The 17,107-nt window shown below is 68.7% G+C and carries 20 protein-coding genes; 9 read left to right on the top strand and 11 right to left on the bottom strand.

All coding sequences use genetic code 11. From position 1 onward, the window contains the following. Position 1 precedes the first annotated feature (1 nt). From ureC to AC2SGK_RS10195, 7 genes are all read right to left on the bottom strand, one after another. Complete coding sequence (gene ureC / locus AC2SGK_RS10225) at positions 2-1,687, bottom strand: urease subunit alpha (RefSeq protein ID WP_488323443.1); 1,686 nt, start codon at positions 1,685-1,687, stop codon at positions 2-4. Further along, entirely contained in the window at positions 1,684-1,989 is a 306-nt protein-coding gene (locus AC2SGK_RS10220) for an urease subunit beta (protein WP_488323442.1), read from the bottom strand. Before AC2SGK_RS10220 ends, ureC begins: the two co-directional genes overlap by 4 nt. Position 1,990: 1 nt before the next feature. Then, on the bottom strand, positions 1,991-2,548 hold the full coding sequence (locus AC2SGK_RS10215; RefSeq protein ID WP_488323441.1) for a HupE/UreJ family protein: 558 nt from the start codon (positions 2,546-2,548) through the stop codon (positions 1,991-1,993). Between the two features lie 8 nt (positions 2,549-2,556). Continuing rightward, on the bottom strand, positions 2,557-2,871 hold the full coding sequence (locus AC2SGK_RS10210) for an urease subunit gamma (protein ID WP_411837665.1): 315 nt from the start codon (positions 2,869-2,871) through the stop codon (positions 2,557-2,559). Positions 2,872-2,873: 2 nt separating this feature from the next. Then, positions 2,874-3,689: an urease accessory protein UreD gene (locus tag AC2SGK_RS10205; RefSeq protein WP_488323440.1), complete on the bottom strand. Its 816-nt coding sequence runs from the start codon at positions 3,687-3,689 to the stop codon at positions 2,874-2,876. Between the two features lie 133 nt (positions 3,690-3,822). Next, the gene (locus tag AC2SGK_RS10200) at positions 3,823-4,578 is read right to left on the bottom strand and encodes a GNAT family N-acetyltransferase (RefSeq protein WP_488323439.1); all 756 of its coding nucleotides are present in this window, start codon (positions 4,576-4,578) and stop codon (positions 3,823-3,825) included. Positions 4,579-4,687: 109 nt separating this feature from the next. Beyond that, the gene (locus tag AC2SGK_RS10195; RefSeq protein ID WP_488323438.1) at positions 4,688-5,776 is read right to left on the bottom strand and encodes an AI-2E family transporter; all 1,089 of its coding nucleotides are present in this window, start codon (positions 5,774-5,776) and stop codon (positions 4,688-4,690) included. Positions 5,777-5,934: 158 nt separating this feature from the next. On the opposite strand from AC2SGK_RS10195, the gene ndk reads away from it, so the two are divergent. The 5 genes from ndk (at position 5,935) to dps (ending at position 9,263) form a co-directional block, all read left to right on the top strand. Beyond that, positions 5,935-6,357 (top strand): nucleoside-diphosphate kinase, encoded by a 423-nt coding sequence (gene ndk, locus AC2SGK_RS10190; RefSeq protein ID WP_045981761.1) that lies wholly within the window; start codon positions 5,935-5,937, stop codon positions 6,355-6,357. Positions 6,358-6,502: 145 nt separating this feature from the next. After that, the gene (gene fabD / locus AC2SGK_RS10185; protein WP_488323437.1) at positions 6,503-7,429 is read left to right on the top strand and encodes an ACP S-malonyltransferase; all 927 of its coding nucleotides are present in this window, start codon (positions 6,503-6,505) and stop codon (positions 7,427-7,429) included. Between the two features lie 60 nt (positions 7,430-7,489). Then, positions 7,490-8,227, top strand: a complete 738-nt coding sequence (gene fabG, locus AC2SGK_RS10180; RefSeq protein WP_488323436.1) for a 3-oxoacyl-ACP reductase FabG — start codon at positions 7,490-7,492, stop codon at positions 8,225-8,227. Positions 8,228-8,397: 170 nt separating this feature from the next. Beyond that, positions 8,398-8,631 (top strand): acyl carrier protein, encoded by a 234-nt coding sequence (locus AC2SGK_RS10175; protein ID WP_136856302.1) that lies wholly within the window; start codon positions 8,398-8,400, stop codon positions 8,629-8,631. A 134-nt stretch (positions 8,632-8,765) separates the two neighbouring features. Further along, complete coding sequence (gene dps / locus AC2SGK_RS10170) at positions 8,766-9,263, top strand: DNA starvation/stationary phase protection protein Dps (RefSeq protein ID WP_488323435.1); 498 nt, start codon at positions 8,766-8,768, stop codon at positions 9,261-9,263. A gap of 16 nt (positions 9,264-9,279) precedes the next feature. On the opposite strand, the gene AC2SGK_RS10165 is transcribed toward dps, so the two are convergent. Next, positions 9,280-10,098: a sulfotransferase family protein gene (locus tag AC2SGK_RS10165; protein WP_488323434.1), complete on the bottom strand. Its 819-nt coding sequence runs from the start codon at positions 10,096-10,098 to the stop codon at positions 9,280-9,282. Positions 10,099-10,257: 159 nt separating this feature from the next. On the opposite strand from AC2SGK_RS10165, the gene AC2SGK_RS10160 reads away from it, so the two are divergent. Then, positions 10,258-11,838 (top strand): DUF5928 domain-containing protein, encoded by a 1,581-nt coding sequence (locus AC2SGK_RS10160; protein WP_488323433.1) that lies wholly within the window; start codon positions 10,258-10,260, stop codon positions 11,836-11,838. An 11-nt stretch (positions 11,839-11,849) separates the two neighbouring features. Continuing rightward, positions 11,850-12,224: an HIT domain-containing protein gene (locus AC2SGK_RS10155; protein WP_488323432.1), complete on the top strand. Its 375-nt coding sequence runs from the start codon at positions 11,850-11,852 to the stop codon at positions 12,222-12,224. Positions 12,225-12,421: 197 nt separating this feature from the next. Here the strand turns inward: AC2SGK_RS10155 and AC2SGK_RS10150 are convergent, their stop codons facing one another. Further along, entirely contained in the window at positions 12,422-12,685 is a 264-nt protein-coding gene (locus tag AC2SGK_RS10150) for a GFA family protein (protein WP_488323506.1), read from the bottom strand. Between the two features lie 19 nt (positions 12,686-12,704). Next, positions 12,705-13,628 carry an ABC transporter ATP-binding protein gene (locus tag AC2SGK_RS10145; RefSeq protein ID WP_488323431.1) on the bottom strand — a complete coding sequence of 308 codons (924 nt, stop codon included), beginning with the start codon at positions 13,626-13,628 and terminating at the stop codon, positions 12,705-12,707. Positions 13,629-13,748: 120 nt separating this feature from the next. Between AC2SGK_RS10145 and AC2SGK_RS10140 the strand changes: the two genes are divergently transcribed. Continuing rightward, the gene (locus AC2SGK_RS10140) at positions 13,749-13,964 is read left to right on the top strand and encodes a zinc-finger domain-containing protein (protein ID WP_488323505.1); all 216 of its coding nucleotides are present in this window, start codon (positions 13,749-13,751) and stop codon (positions 13,962-13,964) included. 56 nt (positions 13,965-14,020) lie between these two features. Here the strand turns inward: AC2SGK_RS10140 and AC2SGK_RS10135 are convergent, their stop codons facing one another. Further along, positions 14,021-14,194, bottom strand: coding sequence for a DUF2256 domain-containing protein (locus tag AC2SGK_RS10135; RefSeq protein WP_488323430.1), 174 nt, complete (start codon positions 14,192-14,194; stop codon positions 14,021-14,023). Between the two features lie 81 nt (positions 14,195-14,275). Here AC2SGK_RS10135 and polA point away from each other — a divergent pair, with 81 nt between their 5' ends. After that, positions 14,276-17,074 (top strand): DNA polymerase I, encoded by a 2,799-nt coding sequence (polA, locus tag AC2SGK_RS10130; RefSeq protein ID WP_488323504.1) that lies wholly within the window; start codon positions 14,276-14,278, stop codon positions 17,072-17,074. Positions 17,075-17,107: the final 33 nt, after the last annotated feature.

Below are 17,107 nucleotides of genomic sequence, written 5' to 3'. Positions count from 1 at the left end.
CTCAGAAGAGGAAATAGCGCTGCGCCAGCGGCAGTTCCGTCGCAGGCTCGCAAGTTAACAATTGTCCATCGGCGCGGACCTCATAGGTCTCGGGATCGACCTCGATTACCGGCATGGCGTCGTTCATCGCCATGTCGCGCTTGCCGATGTCGCGGGTATGCTCGACGGCGATCAGGGTCTTGGACAGCGCCTCTCCGGCCCCGGCCTCCAGACCGGCACGCGACAGGAACAGCGCCGAGGCCCGGCGGTTGTGCCCCCACATCGGCCGGGAGAAGATCGGTTGCACCGGGATCGAGCCGTTCGGATCGCCCATCTGCGCCACGCTGATCTGGCCGCCGACCAGCACCATCTCGGGCTTGGCCGCGAAGAAGGCGGGCGACCACAGGACCAGATCGGCGCGCTTGCCGGGCGTGATCGAGCCGATATGGCCGCTGACCCCATGCGCGATGGCCGGGTTGATCGTGTATTTCGCGATATAGCGGCGGGCGCGGATGTTGTCGTTCTGGCCCTGCTCCTCCTCCAGCCGCCCACGCTGCTGGCGCATCTTCGATGCCGTCTGCCAGGTGCGGGTGATGACCTCTCCGATCCGGCCCATCGCCTGGCTGTCCGACGAGATCACCGAAAACGCGCCCAGGTCGTGCAGGATGTCCTCGGCCGCGATGGTCTCCTTGCGGATGCGGCTCTCGGCAAAGGCCACGTCCTCAGGGACGCGGCGATCCAGGTGGTGGCACACCATCAGCATGTCCAGATGCTCCTCCACCGTGTTGGCGGTGTAGGGGCGCGTGGGATTGGTCGACGACGGCAGCACATTCGCCATGCCGACCATGCGGATGATGTCGGGGGCATGCCCGCCGCCCGCGCCTTCGGTGTGATAGGCGTGGATGGTGCGGCCCGCGATGGCGGCCATCGTGTCTTCGACAAAGCCCGATTCGTTCAGCGTGTCGGTGTGGATCATCACCTGCACGTCCATCGCGTCGGCGACCGACAGGCAGGTGTCGATGGCCTTGGGCGTGGTGCCCCAATCCTCGTGCAGCTTCAGCGCGCAGGCGCCGGCGCGGATCTGCTCCTCCAGCGGCGCCTTGATGCTGGCATTCCCCTTGCCCGCGATGCCGATATTGACCGGCAGGTCGGCGCAGGCCTCCAGCATGCGGGCGATGTGCCAGGGCCCCGGCGTGCAGGTCGTGGCCAGCGTGCCGTGCGCGGGGCCGGTGCCGCCGCCCAGCAGCGTCGTGACGCCCGAATGCAGCGCGTGGTCCACCTGCTGCGGGCAGATGTAGTGGATGTGGCAGTCGAAGCCGCCGGGCGTCAGGATGCGGCCTTCTCCGGCGATGATCTCGGTGCCGGGGCCGATGATCAGGGTCACGCCGGGCTGGGTGTCGGGGTTGCCGGCCTTGCCGATGCCCGCGATGCGCCCGTCCTTGAGGCCCACATCGGCCTTGACGATGCCCTGATGGTCGAAGACCACGACGCCGGTGATGACCGTGTCCATCGCGCCGCCTTCGCGGGTGATCTGGCTTTGGCCCATGCCGTCGCGGACGACCTTGCCGCCGCCGAACTTGACCTCCTCTCCGGGGATGGTCAGGTCGCGCTCGACCTCGATGATGATCTCGGTGTCGGCCAGGCGGATGCGGTCGCCGGTGGTGGGGCCGTAGAGCGCCGCGTAATCGGCGCGCGATAGCGTCGTCACAGCGCACCCCCGATCTGACCGCGAAAGCCGTGCACGATGCGGTCGCCCGCGTAGGCGACCAGCGTGACCTCGCGCGACTGGCCCGGCTCGAACCGCACGGCGGTGCCTGCGGGGATGGCCAGCCGCATGCCGCGCGCCGCCGCGCGGTCGAAGTCCAGCGCGGCGTTGGTTTCCGCGAAATGGTAATGGCTGCCGACCTGGATCGGCCGGTCGCCGGTATTGGCGATCATCAGCGTGATCGTCGCGCGCCCCGCGTTCAGCGCGATGGTGCCCTCGGCGGGCAGGATCTCTCCGGGGACCATGTCACGCCACCGCCAGGGCCAGGCCCGCCAGCGCGGTGCCGCCGCCCAGGACGCGCAGCTCCATCCCCCGCGACAGCAGGCGGCCGAAGGCGATGCCGCCCAGATGCAGCGCCATCGTCGCCAGCGCAAAGCCCGCCGCATAGAGGGGCAGGCCGGTCGCCGGACCCTCGGCCCCATGCGCCCAGCCATGGGCCGCGCCGAAGACCGCCACCATCGGGACCAGCGCCGCCATGGGCAGGCGCGCGGCCATCGCGACCAGCACGCCCAGGATCACGACCGAGGCCAGGATCATCGGCTCGACCGCCGGAAAGCCCATGCCGCCCGCGCCCATCGCGCCGCCCGCCAGCATCGCGCCCACGAAGGTCAGGGGCAGCGCCCAGACCGCCCGCCCGCCCAGCTGCGCGGCCAGCAGGCCAAGCGCCACCATCGCCAGCAGGTGATCGGCCCCGCCCACCGGGTGGGCCAGTCCGTGCATGAACTGTCCCTCATCGTGGACATGGCCTGGATGGGCCAGCGCGGCCGAGGGCAGCAGGGTGGCGGCAAGCGTCAGGCGTTTCATCAGGGCGTTCATTCTGCGGCCTCGCGGATGGGGTGGTGGACGGTGACCAGCTTGGTGCCGTCGGGAAAGGTCGCCTCGACCTGGACGGATTCGATCATGGCGGGGATGCCGGGCATGCACTGATCGGCTGTGATCACATGCGCGCCCGCCTGCATCAGGTCGGCGACCGTGCGGCCGTCGCGCGCGCCCTCGACCACGAAATCGGTGATGAGCGCGATGGCCTCGGGGTGGTTCAGCTTGACGCCGCGCGACAGGCGGCCGCGTGCCACCATGGCGGCGACCGAGACCAGCAGTTTCTCGCGTTCGCGGGGGGTAAGGTTCATCGTCAGACCTGCCAGATGCGGGGAAGGGGATCGGGGCGCAGAACGCGCAGCAGTCGGTTGATCTGCCGCCGCAGCGGCCAGCCATCGGCGGCCAGCAGGCGGATGACCAGGCGGCCGGGTGGTGCGCTGGCGGCGGCGGTGACGCCCGGCTCGGCCAGCGCGGCGCGCGCCGTGGCCAGCAGGTCCGGCACATGGGGCGCGATCATGGCCAGCGTCGCCATGGCAGGCGCGCCGCCGGTCACGGCGGGGCCGCCGAGGCGGGCCAGCGCGTCATCATCCAGCGCCAGCGCGTCATGATGGATCACGCGGCCTCCGCGGCGGACCACGCGGCGGTCGCGCAGATGCAGCCGCGTCGGGCGTTCGCCCATGGCCAGGCGGCCCAGGACCAGCATCTCCAGCAGCAGGCAGCCCGCATCGGGGGCCAGATCGACGGTGGTGTCGCGCTCCAGCCGGGCGCCGTCATAGAGGATCGTCTCCTGCGGCAGCCAGTCCAGCCATGCACCCGCCCCGACCGTGAGCGCGACCGAGGCCCGCGCCTGCGCCCCCGTCGCGCGATAGGCGCGTTCGGCGGTCTGGGTCGTGGCCAGGGCGCGCGCGCCCGCCCGAAGGTCCACGCCGAAGGACAGCCCGTCACCCGAGGCCAGCCCGCCCGAGGTGTTCAGGAACACGATCTCGGGCAGGCCCGCGGTCATGCGGGGCAGCATCGCCTTGGCCGAGCCGCGCTGCGCGAGGTCGATCAGCCCGCGCGGTCCCATGACCACATGCGCCGCCCCTTGGCTGCGCTGCATGCGGATGGATGGGGGCGTGCTGTCGAACATGCAGGCAAAGGGCGCCGCGCCTTGGGCAAGGTCAACGGGGGCGCGGCGGCAGACTGCCCCGAATGCGGGCAGCGAGTCCCCCGCCGATGATTTCATGGGCAGACTGCCCGCGAAACGGGCTGGTCGCGTCCGCTCAGGCGGAGAGCGCGTCCAGCAGGCGGCGGCGGGTCGGGGGAATGGCGCGGATCTCGACCCCGGTGAAGACATGCATGGTGTGCAGGGCGCGGTCCACGACCGCATGGTCGCTGACCCATCCCCCCATCGCCAGATAGCTGCGCAGCAGCGGCGGCATGGCGGCCATCGCGCGGCGCGGATCGGGCTGGCGCAGCCGCAGGGCGCGGGCCAGGCGGAACACGTCGGGCGCCTTGACCCGCGGGTGCCAGCGGCGCGGCGCCAGATGGCGCGCGCAGAGCATCGCGAAGGCTTCGGAATGGGCGTCGGGGTCGCATCCCGCGAAGCTGGAGCAGCCGAACAGCATCTCGGCCCCCTCGGCCGCGACGATCGTGCCCAGGGCGCCCCAGGCCAGGCGGATCGCGTCGGGGTCGCGGCAGTCGGGATGCAGGCAGAACCGCCCCATCTCGACCATCGGGCCGTCGAACTGGGCCAGCGCGCCCAGGTCGTAGAACTGCGCGGCATAGCTGCGCCCGATCTGCCCGCCCCCCGCCAGCGGCAGGAAGCGGAAGCAGCCGACGGGCGCGCCCGTCGCGATCTCCTCGATCAGCATGTGCCGGAACAGGGGGTCCAGGGCGTCGGCGTCCAGCGCCTGCCCGTCATCGGGCTGGCCGGTGCGCGCCACGAAGGCCAGCCAGCGCAGCCGCTGGCAGGCGCGCAGGTCCTCCGGCGTCACGGCCAGACGGGCACGATAGCGACCCCTGCAGAACGGTTCCATCCGGCGGCCCCCGCACCCCTGTCCGGACCACCCTAACCGCAGGATGTGTCGAAATCACGATGACTGTTGCCGCGGCCGTGGGAAAAAATCGCGCAGGCGCCGGGAGGGGTCAGTCCGTAGCGTCGCCCAGCACGTCCTCGACATAGATGCGGCGGATCAGGTGCATCGCCACGATCAGCAGCGGCGTGGCCAGGATCACCGCCGCCGGGCCGAACAGCGCGCCCACCGCGATCAGCGCCAGCAGCGTCAGGGCCGGCGGCAGGGCCACCGCGTATTTCTGGATCATCGGCATCAGCACGTCGCCCTCCAGCACCTGGATCACGGTGAACATGGCCGCCACCCACAGCGCCGTGTCGAGGCCCTGCGGCAGCGCGACCAGCACCGCGACGCCCCCCGACAGGAACGGCCCGATGATCGGCACGATGTTGGTCAGCCCCGCGATGACTGCCAGGATCAGCGCCAGCGGCACGTCCAGCAGCCACAGGCCCACCCCCACCAGCACCGCGACGATGATCATGTCCAGCGCCTGCCCGGCCATCCAGCGGCCCAGCTGCCCGGCCAGCTCGTCCAGGATCCGCGCGGCGCGGGGGCGGTGCCGGATCGGCACCAGCCGGATCGCCCCTCGGCGGTAGAGGTCGCCCTCCATCGCGAGATAGACCGACAGGATCAGCATGAGAAACACCGAGGACAGCACCCCCAGGGCCGAGTTCAGCCCGCCCAGCACCATGCCCAGCATGTCGGGCAGGCGCTGCGCCATCTCGCCCGAGCGCAGCCCGTCGTCGATGCGGCCCAGAAGGCTGTCCGCACCGGGCAGGCCGGACAGGGTGTCGCGCGCGGCCTGCCAGGATTGCGGCAGCGTCTGAACCAGCTGTCCGAACTGGTCCGCGACGGACCGCCCGGCCAGGCGCAGGCCCAGGGCCGCCAGCGCCAGCACCGCCAGCAGCACCACCGGCACGCCGCCGCGCATCGGCAGGCCGGTCAGCGCATGCAGCCCGCGCGCGCCGGCCCGCAGCGCGATGGCGATCAGGATCGCGGCAAAGCCCATCAGCAGCAGCCCCGACCAGAACACCGCCGCCGCGGCCAGCAGGATCAGCGCCGCGATCAGCGCCACGAGGCGCAGCGAGGCCGGGGCCGGCTGCTTCGGGCCCGGCGGGGTCGGATGGGTGTGGGTCGGGTCGGGATGGGTCGGGTGGGGCATCGGGTCTCCGTCGGTCGCTGCGGGGTCAAGCCCGGCCCGGCGCGCCCGGTTCCGGCAGGCATGCCGCATCGCCGCGGCTTGCCGCGCGGGGCCAAGCCTGCTAACCGGGCGCGGATTTCCTGCGGGCCGCGGTCCGCACAGCAGACAAGGTGAACACCATGGCCATCGAACGCACCCTCTCGATCATCAAGCCCGACGCGACCCGTCGCAACCTGACCGGCAAGATCGCCGCCAAGTTCGAGGAGGCCGGCCTGCGCATCGTCGCCTCCAAGCGCATCCACCTGTCGCCCGCCCAGGCCGGCAAGTTCTATGAGGTCCACAAGGACCGTCCCTTCTATGGCGAGCTCGTCGAGTTCATGGCCTCCGAGCCGGTCGTCGTGCAGGTCCTGGAGGGCGAGAACGCCATCGCCAAGAACCGCGAGGTGATGGGCGCCACCAACCCGGCCAATGCCGACGAGGGCACCATCCGCAAGGAATTCGCCCTGTCCATGGGCGAGAACTCGGTCCACGGTTCGGACGCCGCCGACACCGCCAAGGAAGAGATCGCCTTCTTCTTCTCGGGGCTGGAACTGGTCGGCTGAGGCCGCGCCGCCATCACCGCTGACGAAGAGGACGGGGCCCGCGCGGCCCCGTTTTCTTTGCGCCCGCAGCGAATCCCCTTGGTTGCGGCAGGGCGGCGCGCAGGCTATGCCCGTCTGCAATGCAATGATTTCAGGGGAGAGTGCCATGCGGGCATTCGTGTTTCCGGGACAGGGTGCGCAGACCATCGGCATGGGCCGCGACCTGGCCCAGGCCTATCCGGCCGCGCGCGCGGTCTTTGACGAGGTGGACGAGGCCCTGGGCGAGAGCCTGTCGGCCCTGATCTGGGAGGGCGATGCCGAGACGCTGACCCTGACGCAGAACGCCCAGCCCGCGCTGATGGCGACCTCCATCGCGGCGCTCCGGGCGCTGGAGGCCGAGGGCTTCGGCATCGCGGACGCGGATTTCGTCGCGGGCCATTCGCTTGGGGAATATTCGGCGCTGTGCGCGGCGGGGTCGCTGACCCTGGCCGATACCGCGCGGCTGCTGCGCCTGCGCGGGCAGGCCATGCAGGAGGCCGTGCCGGTGGGCATCGGCGCGATGGCCGCGATCCTGGGCCTGGATTTCGAGACCGTGGACCGCATCTGCCGCGAGATCGGCGGCGAGGAGGTCGTGCAGGCCGCCAATGACAACGATCCGGCGCAGGTTGTGATCTCGGGGCACAAGGCGGCGGTCGAGGCCGCGGCCGAGGCGATGAAGGCCGCAGGCGCCAAGCGCGCGCTGATGCTGCCGGTCTCGGCGCCCTTCCATTCGGTGTTGATGCAGCCCGCCGCCGCGGCCATGGCCGATGCGCTGGCGGGCGTGGACATCCAGTCCCCCGCCGTGCCGCTGATCGCCAATGTGCGCGCCGAGGCCGTGACCGAGCCTGGCGCGATCCGCCGCCTGCTGGTCGAGCAGGTGACCGGCACCGTGCGCTGGCGCGAGTCGGTGGCCGTCATGGCCGAGGCCGGCGTGACCGAGTTCTGGGAGATCGGCGCGGGCAAGGCCCTGTCGGGGATGATCAAGCGGATCGCCAAGGATGCCGCGGTGTGCAATGTCGGCGCGCCGGGCGACATCGCGGCGCTGAAGCGCTGAGGGCGGACCGGGGCTCTGCCCCGGACCCCGGGATATTTTCATGAAGAAGAAAGGGCGGCTATGTTCGATCTGACGGGAAGGACCGCGCTGGTGACGGGCGCGTCGGGCGGGATCGGCGGCGCCATCGCCGAGGCGCTGCACGGGGCGGGGGCCACGGTGGCGCTGTCCGGGACGCGCGAGGCGCCGCTGCGCGAGCTGGCCGAGAGGCTGGGCGGGCGGGCGCATGTGGTGACCGCGAACTTGGGCGATGCGGATTCGGTCCTGGCGCTGCCCAAGGCGGCGGCGGAGGCGATGGGGTCGATCGACATTCTGGTCAACAATGCCGGGATCACCCGCGACAACCTGTTCATGCGCATGTCGGACGACGAATGGGCGCAGGTCCTGGACGTCAACCTGACCAGCACCTTCAAGCTGTCGCGCGCGGTGCTGCGCGGGATGATGAAGGCGCGGTGGGGGCGGATCGTCAACATCACCTCGGTCGTGGGGGCCACGGGCAATCCGGGGCAGGGCAACTATGCCGCAGCCAAGGCCGGCGTCGTGGGCATGTCCAAGTCGCTGGCCTATGAGGTCGCGAGCCGCGGGATCACCGTGAACTGCGTGGCGCCGGGCTTCATCGAGACGCCGATGACCGACAAGCTGACCGAGGATCAGAAGGGCAAGATCCTGGGCCAGATTCCCGCCGGACGGATGGGATCGGCCCAGGAGATCGCGGCTGCCGTCCTGTATCTGGCCAGCCCCGAGGCCAGCTATGTCACCGGCGCGACGCTGCATGTGAACGGCGGAATGGCGATGGTCTGAGGCGCCGCGCGCCGGGGCCGCCGCGCACGAAACCGTGCGAAAGCGGTTGCATGAGGGTTCATGGGTGCTATATCCCCGCCTTTAGCAGCAGGGGAACCGCCCTGGGCTTGAACCGGGCCCCCGTGTCCGTGAACACTTTGGGCGGATGCCCGCGACAATGAGGATATGACATGAGCGATATCGCTGATCGCGTGAAGAAGATCGTGGTCGAGCACTTGGGCGTCGACGAGGACAAGGTGGTCGAGACCGCTTCGTTCATCGACGATCTGGGCGCCGACAGCCTCGACACCGTCGAGCTGGTCATGGCTTTCGAGGAAGAGTTCGGGATCGAGATCCCCGATGACGCCGCCGAGACCATCCAGACCGTCGGCGACGCGGTGACCTTCATCAAGGGCGCGGTCTGATCCACGCTTTTGTCCGCGCCCCGTGGTGCGGCGACGACGACGGCGCCCCCGCAAGGGAGGCGCCGTTTCTCATGCGACGAGCCGCCCCGGAACCGATGCTGCCGCGATCGGGTTTGCCCTGCGACCCGTGACTGATGAATCGAAGGAGTGACCGGATCATGGCCGTGAACGTGAAGGGGCTGAGCGACAATGCCCGCAAAACCGCGATTTCCGAACTGAACGCGAGGCTGGCCGACGGGCTGGCTTTGTCCATGGCGATCAAGCAGGCCCATTGGAACGTGAAGGGCATCAACTTCATTGCCGTGCACGAACTGCTTGACACGGTGAACGCCAATCTGCAGGGCCACCTGGACACCATGGCCGAGCGCGTGCAGGTACTGGACGGCGTGGCGGAGGGGACGGCCGAGATTGTAGCCAAGACCTCGACCCTTAAACCCTATCCGACCAACCTCACCAAGTCCGCCGACCACATCCGCGAGATCTGCGCCCGCATGCGCGAGCATGGCGCCAACCTGCGCGCCGCGATCGACGCGACGGACGAGGCGGGCGACGCGAACACGGCCGATCTGTTCACTGCCGCGTCACGCACCGCCGACAAGGACCTGTGGTTCTTGGAAAGTCATCTGGAATGACGGACGGGGGCGGGGTTCAGCGGCCCAGCTTTGCGTGAACCTCGTCCATGTCGACCTCTCCGAGCGGCATCTTGTTGTCGGGATCGTCGAAATCATAGCGGAACAGCCGGAAGTCGTCCTTGTAGATCTCCCAGATCAGATGGCGCGACAGGTCGTCGAAATAGGCGCTGACCTTGTGGGCGCGCTTGGGGCCGTGGCCCTCCGATTCGTTGAACCGGGGGACGGCATTCAGATCGACCGCCACCGGCGTGTCGGCGGCGTCCAGCACCTTGGCCATCCCGTCGTTGAAGGCCTCGGTAAAAAAGATCTGGTCGTAGCGTCCACCGTTCACGATGAAGGTTGAGATGTGGCCCGACATGGCCGACCAGTGGATGTCCGGCTCCATCGGCTTGCGAAAGCGGATGGTATCACGGGCGAACAGCAGAAACCGGCGGAAGCTGGCGATCTGGTCGAAGTCGAAGCCGTTCTCCGGTGTGCCGACATCGATGCCGTAGCGCTGGATCAGCTGCGGCACGAGATTGCCGCGATAGCGCCGCCCGTTGCGCTGGATGCCGGCGATCTTGTCAAAGAAGGACGACAGGATCCGCGCATAAGGATTGCGCACGCAGGTGAAGGTAACGCCTTTGCGCGCGCGCACCGCCCGTTCGATGGGATCATGGCTGTGCTCCTGCGCCCATTTGTGCATCCCGTCGGTCGAATCGTGAATGTCCCCGTCGAAGAACCGCCCATGATCGGAATAGAACATGATCTGACCGATGGTCGAGCAGGCGCATTTCGGCACAACGCGATAGGTCATGCTTTCGCTTTCCGTCATCCAGACGCCGGGAAAACCCATCGTGATATCTACTCCGCGTGAACGCTTGGGGACGGCTCGACCGGTTGTCGCGCTTGTCCCATTGATAAAAATGGTTACACACACAAAGCAAAACCGACAGACAATTTCAACGTCTTACCTTGAATTGCGCGCAATCAGTCACCGGGGACCACGCCCATCATGGCACGCATCGCCTTCATTCTGCTGACGCACAAGGACCCGCAGGGCGTCATCGACCAGGCGCGGCGCCTGACGGCCACCGGCGATTTCGTGTCGATCCACTTCGACCGGCGCGCGTCCGCGGCAATGTTCCAGCAGATCCGGGACGCGCTGGCCGACCATCCGGGCGTGACCTTCGCGCCGCGGCGGCTGAAATGCGGATGGGGGGAATGGTCGCTGGTCGCGGCCACGCTGGAGGCGCTGCGCGCGGCCGAGCGGGCCTTTCCCCAGGCCACGCATTTCTACATGCTTTCGGGCGACTGCATGCCGATCAAGTCGGCCGAGTTCGCGCGCAACTTTCTGGACGCGGACGACTGCGACTATATCGAGAGCTTCGACTTCTTCGAGAGCGACTGGATCAAGACCGGCATCAAGCAGGAGCGGCTGATCCATCGCCACTGGTTCAACGAGCGCACGCAGAAATGGCTGTTCTACACCAGCCTGCAGCTGCAGCAGCGGTTCAGGCTGACGCGCGAGGTCCCCAAGGACCTGCAGGTCATGATCGGGTCGCAATGGTGGTGCCTGCGCCGCCAGACGGTCGAGGCCATCCTGGAGCTGATCGCGCGGCGTCCCGAGATCGTGCGCTTCTTCAGCACGACCTGGATTCCCGACGAGACCTTCTTTCAGACGCTGGTCGCCCATGTCGTCCCGCGCCGCCAGATCCGGACGCGGACGCTGACCTTCCTGATCTTCACCGATTACGGGATGCCGGTGACCTTCTACAACGACCACTATGACCTGCTGCTGCGCCAGGACTATCTGTTCGCGCGCAAGATCAGCCCTGAGGCGCTGGAGCTGCGGGCTAGACTGGGCGCGCTGTGGCAGGCCGAGGGGCAGGCCTTCACCATCGCGGCCGAGGGGCGGCGGCTGTTCAGCTTCCTGACCGGGCGCGGCCGCATCGGGCGCCGCTTCGCCCCCCGCTTCTGGGAGACGGACGGCAGCCTGGGCGCCGAGCGCGTGGTCCAGATCGTCGTCGCCAAGAAGTGGCACGTCGCCAAGCGCCTGACCGCCGCGATCCGGGCGCGCACCGAGATCCCCGCCGTCGACTATCTGTTCAACGAGGAGGAGGCGAACCTGCCCGACATGGGCGGCGTCGCCAGCACCGTCGCCAAGCGCGCCCGCCACCGCCGCGCGCTGGTCAAGCTGATGTTCGAGCAGTTCGGCGCGGACCGGCTGGTCTTCTGCGTGGACCCGTCGGCGGTCAGCCTGATCGCGGATTTCGACGGCGACCGGTCCAGGACGCGCGTGCTGTTCATCGAGAGCCGCTTCGACGACGACTATGTGCGCGGGCACATGGGGCGGGTGGGGCTGGTCTCGGCGGATGCGCCGGCGGAGGTCGTCGACCGGCTGCTGCCGGTGATGCGCAGCGACCTCGAGCACGAGGCCGACCGCCTGAAGGAGGCGGGCTTCGCCCATCTGGAGACCATCGCGGACGGGGCGGACCCGGCGCGCAACGCGCAGGCGCTGGCGGCCTTCCTGGGGGTGCAGGCCGAGGAGGCCCGCGCGATCCTGGACGACATCCCGTATCTCTTTGCCGATTGAAGGACGACCTCATGGCCTATGACGACAGCAACATCTTTGCCCGCATCCTGCGCGGGGAGATCCCCAACGACACCGTCGCCGAGAACGACCACGCGCTGGCCTTCCGCGACATCGCGCCCAAGGCCCCGCATCACGTGCTGGTCATCCCCAAGGGCCGCTACGTCGCCTTCGACGATTTCGCGGCCAATGCGTCCGAGGCCGAGATCGCGGGCTTCATGCGGCTCTGCGCCGAGGTCTGCGCGATGCTGGGCGTGTCGCTGGACCGCGGCCAGGGCTTCCGCGCGATCACCAATGCCGGGCCCGACGGCGTGCAGGAGGTGCCGCATTTCCACCTGCACATCCTGGGCGGCGCGGTGATGGGACCGATGATCGGGGCGCGGACCTAGGCGCGCGCCGCAAAGGCCGCCATCAAGTCCGCGAAGGCGTCCTTGGGTGGAAAGCTTGCAAAGCTTTGCGTGGCGCCGGTGGCAACTCATGGCAGGCGTTCCTCCGTGCAGCATTCGGTGAAGGGGGGCGTGTCGGCCACCCCCTCGATCATAGGGGTGCGAATGTTGATCATCGGTCCCAGGAAAGGCGCACGGGTTCAGACCCAGTTGTGGCAGAAGGCGCAACAGCGATAGTCCAGATCGCCTTGCAGGCCGCCGGGCACGGTCGGGCCGGTTATCGTCACGCCGCCCTCGTACCACAGCCCGCTAAGCGAGAAGGTTGAGGCGGTTATCCTTTGAAAGCCCCGGCAATGGCAGGCCATGGTGATGGCTGGACCGCCCACGACCGCAATGGTAACGCGGCCACAGCGGCACGACCCCCGGGCCTGGCCGCGACGCCGGGAGGGGGCTTGGGTTGTCAGGGATGGGCCTATGCCGGGATCAGCTGCGGGTCAGTGACAGGAACACGTCCTCGAGGTCGGCCTGTTCGCTGGCCACGTCGATGATCGGCCAGCCCGCGCCGCGCAGCGCGTCGAGGATTTGGTCGGCCCGCAGCGCGCGGCGGTTGTAGGTCACGGCCAGCCGCCCGTCGCCGCGCCACTCCGCGCGCACGTCCCGGGGCAGCGGGGGCAGGGCGGGGCGGCCCTCGGTCTCGATGACCAGGGTCTTGCTCTCGGCCTGGCCCAGAAGGTCGCGGGTCGGCTTGCGCACGACGACCTGGCCGTGGTTGATGATGGCGATCTCGTCGCACATCTGTTCGGCCTCCTCCAGGTAGTGGGTGGTCAGGATGATCGTCATGCCCTGTTCGTTCAGGCGGCGGACGTTCTTCCACAGCATCTCGCGCAGGGTGATGTCGACGCCCGCGGTCGGCTCGTCCAGGACCAGGATATGCGGGCGGTGGACCAGCGCCTTGGCCAGCAGCAGCCGCCGCTTCATGCCCCCCGACAGCGCGCGGGCATAGGCATTGGCCTGATCGGTCAGCCCGACCAGCGCCAGCAGCTCGTCAGTCCAGCGTTCGGCTTTCGGCACGCCGTAGAGGCCCGCCTGCACCTCCAGGCTGGCGCGGGGCGAGAAGAACGGGTCCATGTTCAGCTCCTGCGGCATGACCCCGATGGCGGCGCGCGACTGGCGCGGGTTCACGTCCTGATCGAAGCCCCAGATGGACACGCGTCCGGCGGTCTTGTTCACCAGCCCGGCCAGGATGTTGATCATCGTGGACTTGCCCGCGCCGTTCGGACCCAGCAGGCCGAAGATGCTGCCCTGGGGGATCGTCAGGTCGATGCCCTTCAGCGCGTCCTTGGCCGGGGCGTTGCCCTGGGCGGCATAGGTCTTGCGAAGACCGGTGATCTGGATGGCGTCGGGCATGGGGCGTTCCTTGCAGAGCTTGCGAAGGCAGGCGGCGCTGCGCTAATGGGGTTAGACCAGATGAAGCACGCCGCCACAAGAAGGCCAGCCATGACGCAGCACGTGACGCCCGAGACCCCGCTGTCGACCAATACCGGACCCGAGGCGCAGGGCCGCCCGGCCCCGGTGACCGAGGTCGTCACCCGCTGGCGCGTCTGCTGCGACGGCGACGACGCGGCGGGCCTGGGCCATCCGCGGGTCTGGCTGGCGATCAGCCCGGACCTGGGCTTCGTCGACTGCGGCTATTGCGACAAGCGGTTCGTGATCGACCGCGATCACGCGCACGATGACCACTGACCCGCTGAGGATCGTCCCGACCCGCGACGGTTTGCCGCCCCCCATCGAGGGGGCCGTCAAACCGGGGCGGCACGGCCGCCCGGCGCGTCCCCGCGGGCCTTGCCCTTGCCCCGGCAGTGGTCCGAGCAGTAGCGCACGTTCTCCCAATCCCGCTCCCATTTCTTGCGCCAGGCGAAGGGCAGGCCGCAGGCCGCGCAGATCTTGGTCGGCAGGTCGGATTTGCGGCGCATCTTGGGCATGGGGGCATCCGGCTGGAAGATCGCTCCATGTCATGGCACAAGACGGGCCTGACAGCAGAGGGACAGGTGATCATGGGCGAGCATTTCGGCAAGGGGTGTCATCTTCATCTGATCGACGGATCGGCCTTCATCTTCCGCGCCTATCACGCGCTGCCGCCGCTGACGCGCAAGTCGGACGGGCTGCCGGTGGGTGCGGTCGCGGGGTTCTGCAACATGCTGTGGCGCTATGTGCAGACCGATGACGGGCATACCGCGCCGACCCATGCGGCGGTGATCTTCGACCATTCCTCCAAGACCTTCCGCAACGAGATCTATCCCGCCTACAAGGCGCAGCGACCCGAGCCGCCCGAGGATCTGCGCCCGCAATTCCCGCTGACTCGCGACGCGACCCGCGCCTTCAACATCGCCTGCATCGAGACCGAGGGCTATGAGGCCGACGACATCATCGCGGCGATGGCCTGCGCGGCGCGCGATGCCGGGGGCACGGCCACGATCATCAGCAGCGACAAGGACCTGATGCAGCTGATCGGCGATGGTGTCGACATGCTGGACCCGATCAAGAACAAGCTGATCGGCCCGGACGAGGTGTTTGAGAAGTTTGGCGTCGGTCCCGACCGCGTCGTCGACGTGCAGGCGCTGGCGGGCGATGCGGTCGACAACGTGCCGGGCGCGCCCGGCATCGGCATCAAGACCGCGGCCCTGCTGATCCAGGAATACGGCGATCTGGAGACGCTGCTGTCGCGTGCCGAGGAGATCAAGCAGCCCAAGCGCCGCCAGACCCTGATCGAGCATGCAGACCAGATCCGCATCAGCAAGCGCCTGGTCCAGCTGGATTGCGACACGCCGCTGGACGTGACGCTGGAATCCCTTGAGGTGAAGGCCCCCGATGCCGAGCGCCTGCTGGCCTTCCTGTCCGAGATGGAGTTCCGCACGCTGACGAACCGCGTGGCCGAATCCCTGGGCGCCGAGGCCCCGGCTGTGCAGGCCGCCCCCGCCAGCGAGGCGCCCGCGGCCCCCGACCAGCCCGCCATCGACACGGGCGGCTATGAGACCGTGACCACGCCCGAGGCGCTGGACGCCTGGATCGCCGCGATCCGCGAGGCGGGCCAGGTCGCCATCGACACCGAGACCACGGGCCTGGACGAGATGCAGGCCGATCTGGTGGGCATCAGCCTGGCCACAGCGCCGGGGCGGGCCTGCTACATCCCCCTGGGCCATGTCGCGGGCGGGGACGATCTGTTCGGGCAATCCGCGCGGGTCGAGGGTCAGCTGGACCCCGCCGCCGTGCTGGCCGCGCTGAAGCCGGTGCTGGAGGATGCGGCGATCCTGAAGATCGGGCAGAACCTGAAGTACGACTGGAAGATGCTGGCCCGCCACGGGGTCCGGATGGCCCCGGTCGCCGATACCATGCTGATGTCCTATGCCCTGAACGCGGGCACGCACAATCACGGCATGGACGAGCTGGCCGAACGCTATCTGGGCCACAAGTGCATCCCCATCAAGGAGCTGATCGGGTCGGGCAAGGCACAGCTGCATTTCGGTCAGGTCGCCATCGACAAGGCCGCGCCCTATGCGGCCGAGGATGCCGATGTCACGCTGCGCCTCTATCAGCATTTCCTGCCGACGCTGCCGGTCGAGAAGGTCTCGACCGTCTATCACACGCTGGAACGCCCGATGATCCCGGTCCTCGCCCAGATGGAGATGGCGGGCATCCGCATCGACACGGACGTGCTGAAGCGCATGTCGAACGCCTTTGCGCAGAAGATGGCCGGGCTGGAGGATGAGATCCACGGGCTGGCGGGGCAGAGCTTCAACATCGGCTCCCCCAAGCAGCTGGGCGAGATCCTGTTCGACAAGATGGGACTGGCGGGCGGCAAGCAGGGCAAGACCGGGGCGTTCTCGACCAGCGCCGACGTGCTGGAGGACCTGGCCGCCGAAGGGCATGATCTGCCCGCGCGGGTGCTGGACTGGCGCCAGATCAGCAAGCTGAAATCGACCTATACCGACGCGCTGCCCACCTATGTGAATGCCGAGACGGGGCGGGTCCATACCAGCTATTCGATCACCGGCGCGCAGACGGGGCGGCTGTCCTCGACCGAGCCGAACCTGCAGAACATTCCCATCCGGACCGAGGAAGGCCGCCGCATCCGCCAGGCCTTCATTGCGCCCGAGGGGTTCAGGCTGGTGGCCCTGGACTACAGCCAGATCGAGCTGCGGATCCTGGCGCATGTGGCCGACATCCCGGCGCTGAAGCAGGCCTTCCGCGAGGGGATCGACATTCACGCCATGACCGCCAGCCAGATGTTCGGCGTCCCCGTCGAGGGGATGGACCCGATGATCCGCCGTCGCGCCAAGGCGATCAATTTCGGCGTGATCTACGGCATCTCGGGCTTCGGGCTGTCCCGGAACCTGCGCATCCCGCGGGCCGAGGCGCAGAGCTTCATCGACACCTATTTCGAACGGTTCCCCGAGATCCGGGCCTATATGGACAAGACGGTCGCGGATGCGAAGCAGGACGGATACGTCACCACCCTGTTCGGGCGGCGCATCAACACGCCGGGCATCAACACTTCGGGGCCGGCGGCCGGGGGCGCGCGGCGTGCGGCGATCAACGCGCCGATCCAGGGGGCCGCGGCCGACATCATCCGCCGGGCGATGATCCGCATGCCGGACGCCATCGCCGACCTGCCCGCGCGGATGCTGCTGCAGGTGCATGACGAACTGGTCTTCGAGGTGCGCGAGGATGCGGTGGACGACCTGATCGCCCGCGCCCGCGCCGTCATGGAGGCCGCGCCCGAACCCTCGGTCCGCCTGTCGGTGCCGCTGGTCGTGGATGCGGGGCAGGGGATGAACTGGGCCGAGGCGCACTGACCCGGCAGCCCTTCGATAAATTTGAACAAATTC

This window comes from Paracoccus sp. NIOT.M2S5SZ12, from assembly GCF_057748165.1.
This window is presented reverse-complemented; position numbering and strand designations above follow the sequence as displayed.

Coding starts and splice junctions, on each gene's coding strand:
- fabD (WP_488323437.1), top strand. CDS start 6,503: ATGCGGGCATTCGTGTTTCCGGGACAGGGTGCGCAGACCATCGGCATG.
- AC2SGK_RS10200 (WP_488323439.1), bottom strand. CDS start 4,578: ATGGAACCGTTCTGCAGGGGTCGCTATCGTGCCCGTCTGGCCGTGACG.
- AC2SGK_RS10155 (WP_488323432.1), top strand. CDS start 11,850: ATGGCCTATGACGACAGCAACATCTTTGCCCGCATCCTGCGCGGGGAG.
- ndk (WP_045981761.1), top strand. CDS start 5,935: ATGGCCATCGAACGCACCCTCTCGATCATCAAGCCCGACGCGACCCGT.
- AC2SGK_RS10220 (WP_488323442.1), bottom strand. CDS start 1,989: ATGGTCCCCGGAGAGATCCTGCCCGCCGAGGGCACCATCGCGCTGAAC.
- polA (WP_488323504.1), top strand. CDS start 14,276: ATGGGCGAGCATTTCGGCAAGGGGTGTCATCTTCATCTGATCGACGGA.
- AC2SGK_RS10215 (WP_488323441.1), bottom strand. CDS start 2,548: ATGAAACGCCTGACGCTTGCCGCCACCCTGCTGCCCTCGGCCGCGCTG.
- AC2SGK_RS10135 (WP_488323430.1), bottom strand. CDS start 14,194: ATGCGCCGCAAATCCGACCTGCCGACCAAGATCTGCGCGGCCTGCGGC.
- AC2SGK_RS10210 (WP_411837665.1), bottom strand. CDS start 2,871: ATGAACCTTACCCCCCGCGAACGCGAGAAACTGCTGGTCTCGGTCGCC.
- AC2SGK_RS10145 (WP_488323431.1), bottom strand. CDS start 13,628: ATGCCCGACGCCATCCAGATCACCGGTCTTCGCAAGACCTATGCCGCC.
- dps (WP_488323435.1), top strand. CDS start 8,766: ATGAATCGAAGGAGTGACCGGATCATGGCCGTGAACGTGAAGGGGCTG.
- AC2SGK_RS10175 (WP_136856302.1), top strand. CDS start 8,398: ATGAGCGATATCGCTGATCGCGTGAAGAAGATCGTGGTCGAGCACTTG.
- AC2SGK_RS10205 (WP_488323440.1), bottom strand. CDS start 3,689: ATGTTCGACAGCACGCCCCCATCCATCCGCATGCAGCGCAGCCAAGGG.
- AC2SGK_RS10195 (WP_488323438.1), bottom strand. CDS start 5,776: ATGCCCCACCCGACCCATCCCGACCCGACCCACACCCATCCGACCCCG.
- AC2SGK_RS10160 (WP_488323433.1), top strand. CDS start 10,258: ATGGCACGCATCGCCTTCATTCTGCTGACGCACAAGGACCCGCAGGGC.
- fabG (WP_488323436.1), top strand. CDS start 7,490: ATGTTCGATCTGACGGGAAGGACCGCGCTGGTGACGGGCGCGTCGGGC.
- AC2SGK_RS10165 (WP_488323434.1), bottom strand. CDS start 10,098: ATGGGTTTTCCCGGCGTCTGGATGACGGAAAGCGAAAGCATGACCTAT.